Raw genomic sequence first — 14,004 nt, forward strand, 5'->3', positions numbered from 1 at the left:
AGCGCGTGCCGGAAATCTACACTCCGGAAGCGATCATCGCCGCCGCGGAAAAGATCAAGGCGGCCGGTGCGAGCGCGCCCAGAGCCGGACGCGACCCGGTGAACCAACCGATGATCAACAACTGGGTGGAGGCCATCGGCGATACCAACCCGGTATATGTCGACGAGCAGGCCGCTCGGGAGGCCGGTTTCCCCGGCATCGTGGCCCCACCCGCCATGGCGCAGGTATGGACCATGCTCGGGCTGAACGGCGAGCGTCCTGCCGACGACCCCATGCTGGCCGCCACCGAACTGCTCGATGCCGCCGGCTACACCTCGGTGGTCGGCACCAACTGTGAACAGACCTACCACCGCTATCTGGTGCCCGGTGAGGAGGTGACCGTTACCAGCGAACTCGCCGATATCGCCGGGCCGAAGCGGACCGGTCTGGGGGAGGGTTACTTCCTCACCTATCGCACCGTGTGGTCGGTCGGTGACGAGGTCGTCACCGAAATGCTGTTTCGGGTGCTGAAATTCGCGCCCGGTACCGCCGCCTCGCCGAAACCGGCCGGTGCGCGGGTGAAACCGCTGGTATCCCGGGACACCGAATTCTTCTGGGAGGGAACCAAGGTCGGGCAGTTGCGCATCCAGCGACTACCCGACGGCACTCTGCGGCATCCGCCGATCCCGGCGATCTGGCAGGACCGCGCCGAACCGGTCGACTACGTGGTGTCCACCGGCCGCGGCACAGTGTTCAGCTACGTGGTGCATCACGCGCCGAAGGTACCGGGACGGACGCTGCCGTTCGTGGTGGCGCTGGTCGAACTGGAGGAAGGGGTGCGAATGCTGGGCGAATTGCGCGGTGTCGAGCCGAACGAGGTGGAGGTCGGTCTGCCGGTGGAAGTGGACTTCGAGAAATTGGACGACGATACGGCGCTGCCGTTCTGGAAGGTGGTGGCCGAATGACCGCCACCATCGAACCGGCCGCCGTGACGGTCGGCACCACCCTGCCCGAACTGGTCATCCACGCCGATCCGACCTTCGTCATCAGCACGGCGCTGGCCACCCGGGATTTCCAGGATGTGCACCACGATCGGGACAAGGCCGTCGAACGTGGGTCCAAGGACATCTTCGTCAATATCCTCACCGACACCGGATTGGTGCAGCGCTTCGTGACCGACTGGTCGGGCCCGCGCACCGTGGTCAAATCCATCGCCCTGCGGCTCGGCGTCCCGCTGTACGCCAATGACACTCTCACCCTGACCGGCACGGTGACCGCGGTCGACGGCGACGAGATCCATATCGACGTCCTCGGTCGCGACAGCCTCGGCGATCACATCACGGCGAAAGTCGTCATCACCGTCCCCACTCGGAATGAGGCCCTGTGACCGCACAGACAGATCACCCCTTGTCCGGCCGCGCCGCCATCGTGGGTATCGGCGCCACCGATTTCTCCAAGGACTCCGGGCGCAGCGAACTGCGGCTGGCCGCGGAGGCCGTCACCGCCGCCTTGGCGGATGCCGGACTCACCCCGGCCGATGTCGACGGCCTCACCACCTTCACCATGGACTCCAACCTGCAGATCGCGGTGGCGCGGGCGGTGGGCATTCCGCAGTTGAAGTTCTTCAGCCATATCGGTTACGGCGGGGGCGCGGCCTGCGCCACGATCCAGCAGGCGGCCATGGCGGTGGCCACCGGGGTCGCCGATGTGGTGGTGGCCTATCGGGCGTTCAACGAACGGTCGGGATCGAGATTCGGTCAGTTCTCCAGTTCTTTGGCCGCTGCCCCGACCTCGTCGGGGATCGACGCCGGGTGGTCGTATCCGCAAGGTTTGGGCACCCCGGCCGCGCAGGTGGCGATGGTGGCGCGGCGGTATATGCACGTCTACGGCGCGACCAGCGCGGATTTCGGCCGGGTCGCGGTCGCCGACCGCAAACACGCGGCGGTGAATCCGGCGGCGTTCTTCTACGGTAAGCCGATAACCCTCGAAGACCACCAGTCCTCCCGGTGGATCGCCGAACCGTTGCGACTGTTGGACTGTTGCCAGGAATCCGATGGCGGGGTAGCCCTTGTGGTGACCAGTGTCGAACGGGCCCGGGATCTGTCGCAGCGTCCCGCGGTGATCACCGCCGCCGCACAGGGCAGCGGGGCCGACCAGTACGTGATGACCAGCTACTACCGCGACGCCATGACCGGGCTGCCGGAAATGGGTCTGGTCGGCGATCAACTCTGGGCGCAGAGCGGGCTGCGGCCGGACGATATCCGCACCGCGGTGCTCTACGACCATTTCACCCCGTTCGTGCTCATGCAGTTGGAGGAATTGGGTTTCTGCGGTCGCGGCGAGGCCAAGGACTTCATTGCCGACGGCGCGCTGGAACTGGGTGGGCGACTACCGATCAATACCCACGGCGGGCAGCTCGGGGAGGCGTACATCCACGGGATGAACGGTATCGCCGAGGCTGTGCGACAGTTGCGCGGCACTTCGGTGAACCAAGTGGAGAAGGTGGACAATGTGCTGGTCACCGCGGGGACAGGAGTTCCGACGTCGGGGCTGATTCTCAGCGCCGACGGGGTTGTTTCGCCTTCTTGACCGTTGCTCCGCTGGGTCGGTGGGCGAAGCGGCGCATGAGTGGTTCGTCCACCCGGTGGTAGATGGCGGCGGCGGCCGCCAGCGACACAACGAAACAGAGCAGCGCGCATCCGAACCAGCCGGCGAAACCGAATTGTCGACCGCCGATGACCAGTCGGGTGATGAGAACCATCACCGGGTATTGGATGAGGTAGAAGGCGTAGGAAACCTCGCCGAGCCATACGAGGAGTGCGGGCGCGCTGCGTTTCGGGCGCCGCAGATTCCGGACGGCGATTGTCGCCACCAGCGCCGCCATCGGTCCCACCAGTAGAGCCGACATCTTGTAGTTGACCGGCACCACCCAGGTGGTCGAGTAGGCCACCGCCACGGCGATTACCGGAATGGTCAATTTCGTATTGCGCCAGCGATTCTCGATAACCATTCGCGCCGCGAGGACGCCGACGAAGAACTCCGGCAGCCGGGACAGGGGAAATGTGTAGCCGAACCAATATGCCCGGACAACCGGGATATCGGGTTGGGCGAACCACTGCGGTGATGCGTGGAGCTCGGTGAACGGGGATATATCGCCCGGTACGAGGCGGGGAGCGAATGCATTGGTCGTATCGGTGGGGCCGTCGAAACCGAGGAAATAGGCCGTGTGCAGGCAGAGGATGAATACCAACAGTCCCACGACCCAGTGCATCAACCGGTCGGGGCGTATGCGCTGGACCATCGGTCGGACCAGGGGATAAACGAGGTAGAACAGCATTTCCGCCCCGAGCGACCAGGACGGCACATTGAGCCCGCCCACGGTGCTCCACTTCGGAATCCACGTGTGCACCAGCAGTAGGTTCGGCACCCAGACCACGGCGCGGCTCAGCGGTACGGCGGCCACCAGGATGAATACCGCCGCCGCGATCAGATGTGTGGGGTAGATCTTGAGTATGCGGCGGCGGTAGAAACCCGCGGTGGTCGTCCTGGGGCGGAACGACCAGTGGATGATGAATCCGGACAGGACGAAGAAGAACGTGACTCCGGCCGCGCCGAGTTGCATCGGCATGAAGTCCTGGTGGATTCGCCGGAACAGTTCGGATTTCTGGAACGGGTAGGTGGGGAGGAAGACCAGCGCGTGTAGCGCGAAAACCGCCAGAGCCGCCCACCATCGAGCCGCGGTGAGCCCGTCCAGTTTCCGTCCGGCCGCCGGTGTATCGGTGGGGGGCGATAGCCGGTCGGCGGGGATGGTCAATGTCCGATCCAGTCGCGAAGCCCTACCGCAAGGGCGGTATCGCCGCGGGCGGTGGGATGAAACGGCATTCCGATGAAGTCGGCGCGCGGATCGAAGAACCCGTTGATCCACGGTTCCGCCGAACACAGGCCGTGTCCTGCGGTGACGGCCCTGGCATCGAAGAAGTGCACTCCGAGGATCTCGGCCGCCTCACGCTGCGCTCGATCGAGACGGTCCAGGTATTCCACGACCGCACGTCCACGCTGCTGGATGATGGGCACCGCCCCGAGCGCACTGGCGCACAACACATTCGAGCCCGGGGGAAAAAGCTCGGGATAGCCGACGAAAACGATTCGCGCGTTCGGCGCATAGTAGCGCAGGTACTCGATCACGGCGCGAACGCGATTCGCGTATTCCTGTCCGGTCACCGCGCGAAAATCCGGGATACGGCCCTGCTCTGCGGCTTCGAGATCGCAGCCGTCGCGCAGGTTGAATATGCACGGCCCCATCGCGGTCCACATCATGGTGTTGTTCGCGCCCCAGGTGTCGTTCATACCCAGTTGAATCGCGATGATTTCGGTTCGGGGTCCGAATGCTCCCATTCCGTCGGCGATTCGGGCTTCGTGGACGAGGTTGTATGCCGTGTAGCTCCGAATCGAGGCGCCCGGACACGAGACATCGACGAAATCCGGTGTTCCCGCCACGTTCAGCAGGCGGCTCAATTGGATCGGCCAGGCCGTCGGCCCGTGTCGACATTCCATTTCGTTGCCATCGAGCCGAACACCGTTCGCCGTGTAGGAGTCACCGAGTACGACGAGTTTCCTACCGGCGGCAGGTTCGGGCGGTTCGGCGGATGCGGTTGGCGGACTGCCGTATACGGCCAGGATCGCCGCTATTGCCGATACGATCGAGATGAGGCCGCGTATTCCGCGCGGGCGGAGGTCTGCCGTTCGATTGTTCATCGTGGCGAACTCCGCGGCTCAGTATCCCGGTCGGGGCGCGAAACCGGGGTCGGGCAGGGTCGGTGGTGCCGGTTCTACCGGTTCTTCCGGTGTTTCCGGTTCCGGGGGTGGTTGTGGGGCCGCCGGTTCGTCGGTTTCCGGTTCGGGAGCCGGCGGTGGGGAAACCGGTTCGGTATCGGGGGGTCCCGGTGGCGTCGGCCGAGACGAAACCGAGGACGGGGCAGTGCTCATGGTGGGTGCGGCCGATGCGGTCGAGGTTACGGAGGTGGGGGCCGGGGGTGGTGGGTCGGACGATTCCGCGCAGGCGGTCGTGCTCGCCAAGCCGATGATGATCAACGCGCAAGTGGTGAGCGCATCGGATCGCCTCTTCACAGGTATCCCTCCCCCGCACGGTGTGCGTAACAGAAAGTCATGGGCTTTCGTGTCGGCACCGTTGCCGCCCTGACGTGAACGTCTCCGATACGGGTTATCCGGCTGTATGGCCGGGCCGTTCGGGTGATTGCTCATTCCGGTTTTTCCCGAGCGTGTGTCTTCGTTATGAGTATTGGTGAAGATATCGGAAACTCCTTGCCATCGGCATGCCCCTACTTCCGGGGTGCGCACGACGGAAACGATTTCGACCATCGGGGCACGGTCGGTTTTCGGATTTCGGCCGAATCCGTGAATACGATCGGGGCGGGCCGTGGAGTCGAGCCGGTACCGATCCGACACGGAACCGTCGCCCGGGGGAGAGTCCACCATGGGCCGCCCCGGATTGCGCGACTCGGCGGTCGCGTCATGGGACGATTTTTCTCCGGCCGGACCTCGAACCCGGAACCGAATAAATGATCGACGGGCTCGGTGAGCCGTCACAGGGAACGACCGCTTCCCTTCGTCGCGGGGGACAAAACGGGCCGGTTGACGGCCGGATGGCAAAAGTAATGTCTTTTCCGAATAAAATAGTATTCATACCAAGTAGTCGATTCTCGACCGATCGGCTGCCCGAGCGTGTAAATATGTGGGCTGTTTAAGCAGTACACAGGTCTGGGGTAGAACTTTGGCCGGGTCGCGGGCGCTCGTATCGCGTATCGCCGTGGCCGTTGTGCTCCTGGTCGGAGTCGCGGTCGCATTGCGCGGTTACCTACCCGGCGCACCCGAGCCCTCGGGGGTGCGGCGGGAGCCCTCGGTGGTGTCCGTCGCATTGATGCCGGTGCTGATGTTCGTATCCATCGTGATCCTGCTGGCCGGGGTCCTCGCCAGTCGACATCGTCTGCCGCTGGCCCGACCGGCCCCCGATCCGGATGTCGAACCATGGCGACCGGCGCGTATCCGGTCGGTGGTGGTGTTCGTTCTCGCGGTACTCGCGTTGTTGCTCGCGATCGGGGCCGCGGTCTACTTCATCGGTGCGGCCCGCACCCCCACCGAGCAGGCGGCCGAACCGCCTCCGCCGACCGTCACCGAGACCACCACGAATCGGCCGCCGGCCCGCGAGGAACCCATCGGACCCGACGATGCGGTGCGCGAGCTCACCGGTACCGCCCTGCTGCTCACCGCCGGAGGCGCCATAGCGCTGGTGGTGGTGGCCGTCAGCGCTCTGACGGTGGTCGCCGTGAGCAACGGCCGCAGGCATCCCGCGGTCGAGAGCGTCGCGGACGAAACCTCATCGCGTCCGGAAACGGCGTCACTGGTCAAGGCGGCAGAGGCCGGGCTGGCGGCGGTGATCGCGCCCGGACAGGACCCGCGCACCGCCATTATCGCCTGTTATGTGGCGATGGAACGCGGCCTGTCCACTGCGCGCACCGCTGCCCCCTTGGCCTCCGATACCCCGATGGAGGTGTTGGCGCGGGCGTTCGAACGGGGAGCGCTGCACGATGCCTCGGCCCGCGAGCTGGTCGCCCTGTTCGAGGAGGCCAGGTTCAGTCCGCACTCGATGCTCGAATGGCACCGTATGCGGGCCGAACAGTTGGTGCGCATAGTCCTGGCGGATCTGCAGGGCGATCCGCTGCCGGACACCGGGGAAGTGCCCACGGTGGACGCGGTATTGCGCAGCGGTTCGCTGTCGGGGAGAGGGTCGATATGAGCAGACCCGCGGTGACGATCACCGCCATCGTGGCGGTGCTGCTGTTCCAGCTGGTGGCCTACATCAAGGCTCCCGAGTTCATGGCGCTCTCGGTGGGGGCGCCGGTTGCCATCGCGCTGGCCTGTTTCGTGTGGGTCCTCGTGCGGCCGGAAAAACGGGAGCGACCGGATGAGCTCCCCGAGATGGAGAACGGGCCCGCCGAGGTTCTGCGACGATGGCAGGCCCGCGCGCAGATGCTCACCGAGCGCGCGGACGGCACCCGCGCCGACTGGGACCGGTATCTACGGCCCATGCTGGCCAAGGAATTTCAGTTGTCCGCCGGGGCGCGGGTCAGCAAGAACCGGCGAGCGCTGGAAAGCGCCGGAATCCATCATTTCGGCCCGGAACTGTGGCGGTGGGTGGACCCGGCGGACTCGGCGCTGCGGGATCAGCGAACTCCCGCGCCGGGACGGGCGGTGCTGGACGAAATCCTGCACCGGCTGCAGAAGATGTGAATCAGGTCGAGACCAGGGCGAGATGACATATGACGATGCCATTGGACATAACCGTCCAACGCAGTGATGCCGTGCTCCGGGAGCTGTCGCGGGCGGTGGTCGGCAAACGCGAGGAGTTGCAGCTGATCATGATCGCCCTCCTCGCGGGCGGGCATGTGCTGATCGAGGACCTGCCCGGTCTGGGCAAAACGCTCATCGCCAGATCGTTCGCCGCCGCCTTGGGCCTGGATTTCACCCGGGTGCAGTTCACGCCCGACCTGCTGCCCGCCGATCTGCTCGGCTCCACCATCTACGATATGAATACCGGGCGATTCACTTTCCGGCGCGGTCCGATATTCACCAATATGCTGCTCGCCGACGAAATCAACCGCACTCCACCGAAAACGCAGGCGGCGTTGTTGGAGGCGATGGCCGAGGGGCAGGTCAGTATCGACGGCGAAACCTTCCCGCTGCCCCAGCCGTTCATCGTGCTCGCCACAGACAATCCGATCGAATACGAGGGCACCTATCCGTTGCCCGAGGCCCAGTTGGACCGATTCGCGATCAAACTGCGTCTGGGTTATCTATCCGAACGCGACGAAACCCAGATGATCCGGCGGCGGCTGGAACGCGGCGCCGGTCCGGTCCAGGTGCACCAGGTGGTGGATGCTCAGGGTCTGCTGGAGATGCGGCACGCGGTCGAATTCGTCTCGGTGCATCCCGACGTCGTCGGCTATGTCGTGGCCCTCGCCGCGGCCACTCGTAGCCACGCCCAGGTCGAGGTGGGCGCCAGCCCACGGTCGGAACTGGATCTGGTGCAGATGGCGCGCGCCCGCGCCCTGCTGCTCGGCCGCGACTATGTGATCCCCGAAGACGTGAAGGAGCTGGCGGTCCCGGCCATGGCCCATCGGATCACCCTGCGACCGGAGATGTGGGTGCGTCGCGTCCGCGGCGAGGACGTGATCACCGAACTACTGCGTCGCCTCCCGGCCCCCCGCGCCGACGTGTGATGAGGCACCGGGACGAGAGCATCACGGCCGAGGCCGATCTTCGGTGGCGGCCGGCGCCACTGACATATCTGCTCGCGATCTGCGCGGCGGTGGCCTTGTTGGCGGCGGTGGTGGCCGTCAGTTGGCAACTGGTGGTGTTCTCCGCGCCACTGCTCGGGGTGCTGGCGAGCGCGCCGTGGCAGCAGACACGCACCCGTATCCAGGTGGACGGCAGCACCCCACAGCGCTGTTTCGAAGGTGAGGAGGTGGAGATCACCGTCGTGGCGTTCGTGGAGCGGGGGCATGCGCTACTGCGTTGCCGGCCCGTCGAACGGGAAGGTCTGTCGATCGCCGTCGAGGAGAGCAGCGACTCCGGTGCGGCACCCGCCGGACTGCGGATGACGCTATCGGCGCGGCGGTGGGGCCGTTATCCGGTGGCGGTGCGGGTCGAGGCGCTGAGCCCGGCCGGATTGGCGATCGCCACCGTGGAACTCCCCGCCGGGGAACTGTATGTCTACCCGGTCACCGACCCGCAACAGATGCCGCTGCCGCGCACCGAGATGCCCGAACGACTGGGCGTGCACCTGACCCACAAACACGGTCCCGGTATCGAATACGCCGATATCCGCGCCTATTCGCCGGGTGACCAGCTGCGGTTGGTGAACTGGCGGGTGAGTGCCCGGCGCGGGCAGCTGTTCGTCACCGAGCGGTTGACCCATCGTGCGGCCGATGTGGTGGTTCTGGTGGACACCTCCCTGCAGGCCCCCGGTCCGGCCACCGAGGCGCTCGAGTTGGCGGTGCGCGGCGCCGCGCAGGTGGTGCAGTCGTCGCTGCAGTACGGCGACCGCACCGCCGTCGTCTGCCTCGGGCAGACGCCGCGATGGTTGCGGCCCGATATCGGCCGTCGCCAGTTCTATCGCATCGTCGACACCGTGCTCGACGTCGGCGACGAGCACGTCCCCGTCAACGGCACCCTGGCCCCGCACGCGGCGGTACCGCTCGGTGCGATCGTGGTGGCCTTCTCCACCCTGCTGGACACCGAATTCGCGTTGGCGCTCATCGATCTGCGCAAACGCGGTCATGTGGTGGTCGCCGTGGATGTGCTGCGCGGGACCCCGTTCACCGAGGAGCTCGATCCGACGACCGAGCGGATGTGGCAATTGGAGCGGGCCGCCATGTACCGGGATATGAGCACGGTCGGGGTGGATGTCGTGGGCTGGCTCGAGGGGACCCGCCTGGATCAGATCATGCGTCTGCTGCCCGAACGCCGCCGAACCATACGGGTGCGCCGATGATCCGATTCCTCGCTGTGCTATCCGGTGCCCTGCTGGTGGGGGTGATCGCCCTGATGCTGCCGTGGGCGGCGATCCCGGCCGCGGGGTTGGTGGTCGCGGGATGGTGGTATCGGTACGCGGCCGTGGCCGCGATCCTGCTGGCCGTCCCGGTGCTGGCCTGGTCCGATCCCGGTGTCGTCGCCGCCGCGGCCACCGGTTTGGTGGCCACCGCCTATCTGCTGAACACCGCGACGGCCACGGCGCCCGTCGGTGTGGTGCCCACCAGCGCGGCGTCCGTGGTGGGCGCGCTCGCCTGCACGGTGCTCGTCGGTGGGGTGGTGTTGTTGCCTCTGCACATTGCCTGGGGTCCGGCCGTCGCACCGGTACTGGTGATCATGCTGTATGCCATCCTTACCCATGGCATCGCTCAGCGTGCCAGGTGACTTTCGGCGCGTACGAGTAACTTTCGAGCCCGTTACGGTGAATCGTGCCGGTGCGAACCGTGCGCGTATGGGCCTGCCGAACAGTGGGGTGCGGGACGCGTGCGCCACGGGGTGATCTTCCGAGATCGGCGAGAGGTGGGAACAGATGCCGGATGGGCGCGCTTCGTGATCGGCCCCAGGAATGGATTCATCGGTGCCACGAAGCGCTTGGTCGCCATGTTCCGGTCGTTCGTGCGGTCGGATTCCGACCGGAAAACAGAGGTGTCCGAACAACTTGTCGCCGGTACGCACCGCACGAACGACATCGGTACGGACGACCTCTACATGGGTCAGGACGACCTTTTCGACCTCGAGTCGACGGCGTTCGGGAAACCCGGCCCGATAGCGGATGTCGACGACGGCGGCGGTCGGAAGGGCACCGGCTCGGATACCGACGACTTCTGGGGTTTCGGAGATTCCGACGGAGAGTTCGATCCGGATCTCGTACTCACGAGAGAAGAAGAGGATGCCCTCTTGAATTACACCATCGAGGGCTACAAATACATCAATCCCGCCCTGAGGTCGGGGGATGTCAGCGATGAGATGCGGGTGCAGATCAAGGTTTTGGAGTCCGGGCTCGCAAAGCTGGGTGAGCACAGCGGAATGGTCTATCGGGGGGTGTCGCTGCCTCGGGAGGTCCTGGAGCGTTATCGACCTGGTTGTGTGGTCACCGAGGCGGCGTTTACGAGCACGGCCGCCAATCGGTCCGGGATGTTTCAGGGGAACGTCGAGTTTCGGATCCTGTCGCAGACGGGCAAGGTTGTCGGTCGGAAGGCGGAGCACCAGCATGAGCAGGAGGTCTTGTTTCTGCCCGGGACCCGGTTCGAAGTACTGCGACCGCCGCGGTCGGCTCCCGATGACGAGACGATGATCATCGAGATGGTGGAGCGAGAGGGGAGAGCGAGCGAAGGGGCCGTGGGCAAAGAGTTCTCCACGCCCGAGGAACTGGGGCTCGAGCCGTTGCGTGATGTCGCCGATCTCGAATACGTCGAATACAGGTTCGACGCCGTTGCCGAGTACTACGAATCTTGAGCTATCACCCGGGATCGGGTCGCTCGGCCGTCCGATCGGTTACGCGGATGCGCAGACAGCGGCGATCTGCGCAGTGAACGACTGCCCGATCGCAACCCGAAACGTCAAGGATTTCACCGATATAGGTATCAGGGTCGTCAATCCCTGGGAGTGCCGAAACTTCCTGTGTCCCGAACCGATCGCACCACGATTTCCGTACTACGACTCCGAGGTCCGGTCGAGGAGGTGCCACTTCGACCGGACCGATACGGTTGGGGAAACTAGGAATCGAACTCGAGCATCACATCGCCGAGGACGGGTGCGTCGTCGCGTTCCACGGCGGTGGCGGTGATGATCAAACGGTTGTTCTCCCGCCAGATACGGGACCGTAGTGTTTCCCCGGGGAACAACACTCCCGCGAACCGGGCCCGGAAAGCGGTCACCCGCCCGGCGTCGGAATCCAGCACATTGTCGGTGGCGGTCTTGCAGATGATTCCGTAGGTGCACAGTCCGTGCAGAATCGGCGCGGGGAATCCTGCCGCCTTGGCGAATTCCGGATCCGAATGCAACGGGTTGCGGTCACCGCAGAGCCGATACAGCAGGGCCTGTTGCGGCAGTGTTGGGGTGGTGATATCGAAATCCGGTGTTCGGTCGGGTAATTCGGTTTTGGTGCTCGGGCCGCGTTCACCGCCGAAACCGCCCTCGCCGCGGGCGAAGATGGAGGAGCGCGCGGTCCACAGGGCCTGTCCGTCGGAGCCGGTAACCGTGGTCTCCTGGACGATCACCGCCGCCGAACCCTTGTCCCAGAGCTCGCTGATCCGGCCGGTGCCGACGGCCTTACCCGCGGCCGGTATGGGGCGGTGCACCCGGATCTCCTGGAAACCGTGCACCACCTTGGCCAAGTCGATATCGACCCCCGGGAATTTCACCCGAGGAGGTTCGGTATCGCGCAGGGTGTGCGCGACGGTGGCGAAGGTGGGCAGCACCTGCGGTTCCCGATCGTCGAGATAGCGCAGTTCGGCGGGATCTGTCCAGCGCGCGCCCGCGCCGATGCCCAGGTGGTAGAGCTGGACATCGGAAGCGGTCCAGGAGAATTCCCGGCTCGGAAGCTCGGCTCCCAAGGCGATCGACGGGTCGATGGGCATCGGTACTCCTCAGTACTGCTCGAATCGGCTCACAGCAGGATCGTGCCGTGTTCGTCGTGGCATGTGCGGGTGTCTTCTCACGCCGAGGCCGACGTCGTCGCGGATTGGTTCTTCTTACGTTCGATGATGTCCTGTACGGCCAGATAACCGAAGGTGATCGCCGGGCCGATGGTGGCGCCGGGGCCGGCGTAGGTGTGACCCATCACCGGGGTGGAGCAGTTACCGGACGCGTAGAGGCCCTCGATCGGGGTGCCGTCCTCGCGCAGTACGCGACCGGCGGTGTCGGCGACCAGACCGCCCTTGGTGCCGAGATCGCCGGGGACCATCTTCGCCGCGTAGTACGGGGCCTGCACCAGGGCGGCCAGACACGGGTTGGGTTTGACGGTCGGGTCGCCGTAGTACCGGTCGTATCGACTTTCACCCCGCCCGAAGTCCTCGTCCTTACCGGTTTCGGCGAAGGTGTTGAAGCGTTCGACGGTGGTGACGAGATTGTCGGCCGGTACCCCGATCCTGGCGGCCAATTCCTCGAGGGTGTCCGCCTTGACGATATTGTCGTTCTCCATCCAGCGCGACGGGAACTTCAGGCCAGGCTGTAATCCGGCGAAGATATAGCGATTGCGGTAGCGCTGGTCGAAGATCAGCCAGGTCGGGATGTTCTCGCCCGGACCTTCGCCCTGTCCGTATTCGCCGCCGTACATGGTGTGCACGGCCTCGACATACGGGGCCGACTCGTTGCCGAACCGCTTTCCCTGGGCATTGACCATGATGGAGCCGGGCAGGTTGCGTTCGGCGAGGGCGAACCAGGGCCTACCGCCCTTGAAGACGGTCGGTCCCCACCAGGCGTCCTCCATGAAATCGATGGCGGCGCCGGCTGCCATACCCGCGACGATGCCATCGCCGGTATTGGTGGCCGCGCCCGTGGTCCATTCGGTGGTGATGGGTTCGCGTTGGTATTTGCTGCGCATCTCGGCGTTGTGCTCGAAACCGCCGCTACCGAGAACCACGCCGTACCGGGCCTTGAAGGTGACGTTCTCGCCCTCGTGCACCGCCTCGACACCGGTGACGACACCGTTTTCCACGACGAGCCCGGTCATGGGGGTCTCGAGCAGCAGGGGCACATCGACGTCCATGAGGCCTTTGCGCATGGCGGCGATGATCGCCTGCCCCATCACCATGAGGTGTTTACGGGTGAACTTGGCCCAGTAGGTGCGCGCCCCGACCCGCATGGCCCGCAGCATGCCCTTGGGGTGGCGGCGAATCAGGTTCAGCCGGACGAAATCGGCCTGCATAACGGCGACATTGAGTGGGGTCTTGGAATATGGCGGCTGGATCTTGAACCGCTCCTCGCCGAGCGTCATGGCGTCGAACGGTTTGGGTTCGCAGGACCGGCCCGCCGCCAGACCACCGGGGGCCTCCGGATAGTAGTCGGAGTAGTTGGGCACCCAGGTCATCTTCAGCGGGGTGTGATCGAGGACGAAGTCGAACGACTCCGCGCCGCGGTCGATGTAGGTGTCGATCCGTTCCTTGGGCACCACGTCCCCGATGATGCTGTGCAGGTAGGTCCGGGCCTCCTCTCGGTCGTCGGGGCGGCCCGACGCGCGCAGCGCCTTGTTACCGGGGATCCACACCCCGCCACCTGAGCGTGCGGTCGATCCGCCGTAGTACTCGGCTTTCTCGAGGATCACCACACTCAGCCCGTTGTGGGCGGCGGTGAGGGCGGCGGTCATTCCGGCGGCGCCGCTGCCGACCACCACCACGTCGTATTCCCGATCACTCATGTAGAACACGTTATAGAATGATGGCGCTGTTGGTCTATGTTGTCTGGCAGAAGACTTGA

General features: G+C 65.3%; 13 protein-coding genes. 9 read left to right on the forward strand and 4 right to left on the reverse strand.

The features are described from left to right. The first annotated feature begins 5 nt into the window (after positions 1–5). Genes ON32_RS01740 through ON32_RS01750 form a run of 3 tightly spaced genes read left to right on the forward strand, consistent with a single transcriptional unit; the run spans position 6 to position 2,568 of the window. The gene (locus ON32_RS01740) at positions 6–944 is read left to right on the forward strand and encodes a bifunctional MaoC family dehydratase N-terminal/OB-fold nucleic acid binding domain-containing protein (RefSeq protein WP_040788204.1); all 939 of its coding nucleotides are present in this window, start codon (positions 6–8) and stop codon (positions 942–944) included. Further along, positions 941–1,366 carry a MaoC family dehydratase gene (locus ON32_RS01745; RefSeq protein ID WP_040788205.1) on the forward strand — a complete coding sequence of 142 codons (426 nt, stop codon included), beginning with the start codon at positions 941–943 and terminating at the stop codon, positions 1,364–1,366. The genes ON32_RS01740 and ON32_RS01745 overlap by 4 nt, the downstream gene beginning before the upstream one ends. Continuing rightward, the gene (locus tag ON32_RS01750) at positions 1,363–2,568 is read left to right on the forward strand and encodes a lipid-transfer protein (protein WP_083873879.1); all 1,206 of its coding nucleotides are present in this window, start codon (positions 1,363–1,365) and stop codon (positions 2,566–2,568) included. Before ON32_RS01745 ends, ON32_RS01750 begins: the two co-directional genes overlap by 4 nt. Here the strand turns inward: ON32_RS01750 and ON32_RS01755 are convergent. Both ON32_RS01755 and ON32_RS01760 read right to left on the reverse strand, forming a co-directional pair. After that, entirely contained in the window at positions 2,537–3,793 is a 1,257-nt protein-coding gene (locus tag ON32_RS01755; RefSeq protein ID WP_245550751.1) for an acyltransferase family protein, read from the reverse strand. The genes ON32_RS01750 and ON32_RS01755 overlap by 32 nt on opposite strands. After that, positions 3,790–4,734, reverse strand: a complete 945-nt coding sequence (locus ON32_RS01760; RefSeq protein WP_051132760.1) for an SGNH/GDSL hydrolase family protein — start codon at positions 4,732–4,734, stop codon at positions 3,790–3,792. The genes ON32_RS01755 and ON32_RS01760 overlap by 4 nt, the downstream gene beginning before the upstream one ends. Before the next feature lie 1,072 nt (positions 4,735–5,806). On the opposite strand from ON32_RS01760, the gene ON32_RS01775 reads away from it, so the two are divergent. The 6 genes from ON32_RS01775 to ON32_RS01800 all read left to right on the forward strand — a co-directional run bounded on the left by ON32_RS01775 (position 5,807) and on the right by ON32_RS01800 (position 11,043). Then, entirely contained in the window at positions 5,807–6,793 is a 987-nt protein-coding gene (locus ON32_RS01775; protein ID WP_245550753.1) for a DUF4129 domain-containing protein, read from the forward strand. Further along, positions 6,790–7,287, forward strand: a complete 498-nt coding sequence (locus ON32_RS01780) for a hypothetical protein (protein WP_040788212.1) — start codon at positions 6,790–6,792, stop codon at positions 7,285–7,287. The genes ON32_RS01775 and ON32_RS01780 overlap by 4 nt, the downstream gene beginning before the upstream one ends. A 29-nt stretch (positions 7,288–7,316) precedes the next feature. Beyond that, positions 7,317–8,276, forward strand: coding sequence for an AAA family ATPase (locus ON32_RS01785; protein ID WP_040788213.1), 960 nt, complete (start codon positions 7,317–7,319; stop codon positions 8,274–8,276). Further along, complete coding sequence (locus ON32_RS01790) at positions 8,276–9,550, forward strand: DUF58 domain-containing protein (protein ID WP_040788214.1); 1,275 nt, start codon at positions 8,276–8,278, stop codon at positions 9,548–9,550. The genes ON32_RS01785 and ON32_RS01790 overlap by 1 nt, the downstream gene beginning before the upstream one ends. Beyond that, the gene (locus ON32_RS01795) at positions 9,547–9,972 is read left to right on the forward strand and encodes a hypothetical protein (protein ID WP_040788215.1); all 426 of its coding nucleotides are present in this window, start codon (positions 9,547–9,549) and stop codon (positions 9,970–9,972) included. Before ON32_RS01790 ends, ON32_RS01795 begins: the two co-directional genes overlap by 4 nt. Positions 9,973–10,233: 261 nt before the next feature. Then, complete coding sequence (locus tag ON32_RS01800; protein ID WP_157224038.1) at positions 10,234–11,043, forward strand: ADP-ribosyltransferase; 810 nt, start codon at positions 10,234–10,236, stop codon at positions 11,041–11,043. A gap of 260 nt (positions 11,044–11,303) precedes the next feature. Here the strand turns inward: ON32_RS01800 and chsH3 are convergent, their stop codons facing one another. Next, entirely contained in the window at positions 11,304–12,167 is an 864-nt protein-coding gene (gene chsH3, locus ON32_RS01805) for an enoyl-CoA hydratase ChsH3 (protein WP_040788217.1), read from the reverse strand. A gap of 77 nt (positions 12,168–12,244) precedes the next feature. After that, positions 12,245–13,954, reverse strand: coding sequence for a 3-oxosteroid 1-dehydrogenase (gene kstD, locus ON32_RS01810; protein ID WP_040788218.1), 1,710 nt, complete (start codon positions 13,952–13,954; stop codon positions 12,245–12,247). Between the last annotated feature and the right edge of the window lie 50 nt (positions 13,955–14,004).

Origin of the sequence: Nocardia paucivorans NBRC 100373, assembly GCF_000308675.1 — a bacterium.
In the GTDB taxonomy this organism is placed as follows: domain Bacteria; phylum Actinomycetota; class Actinomycetes; order Mycobacteriales; family Mycobacteriaceae; genus Nocardia; species Nocardia paucivorans.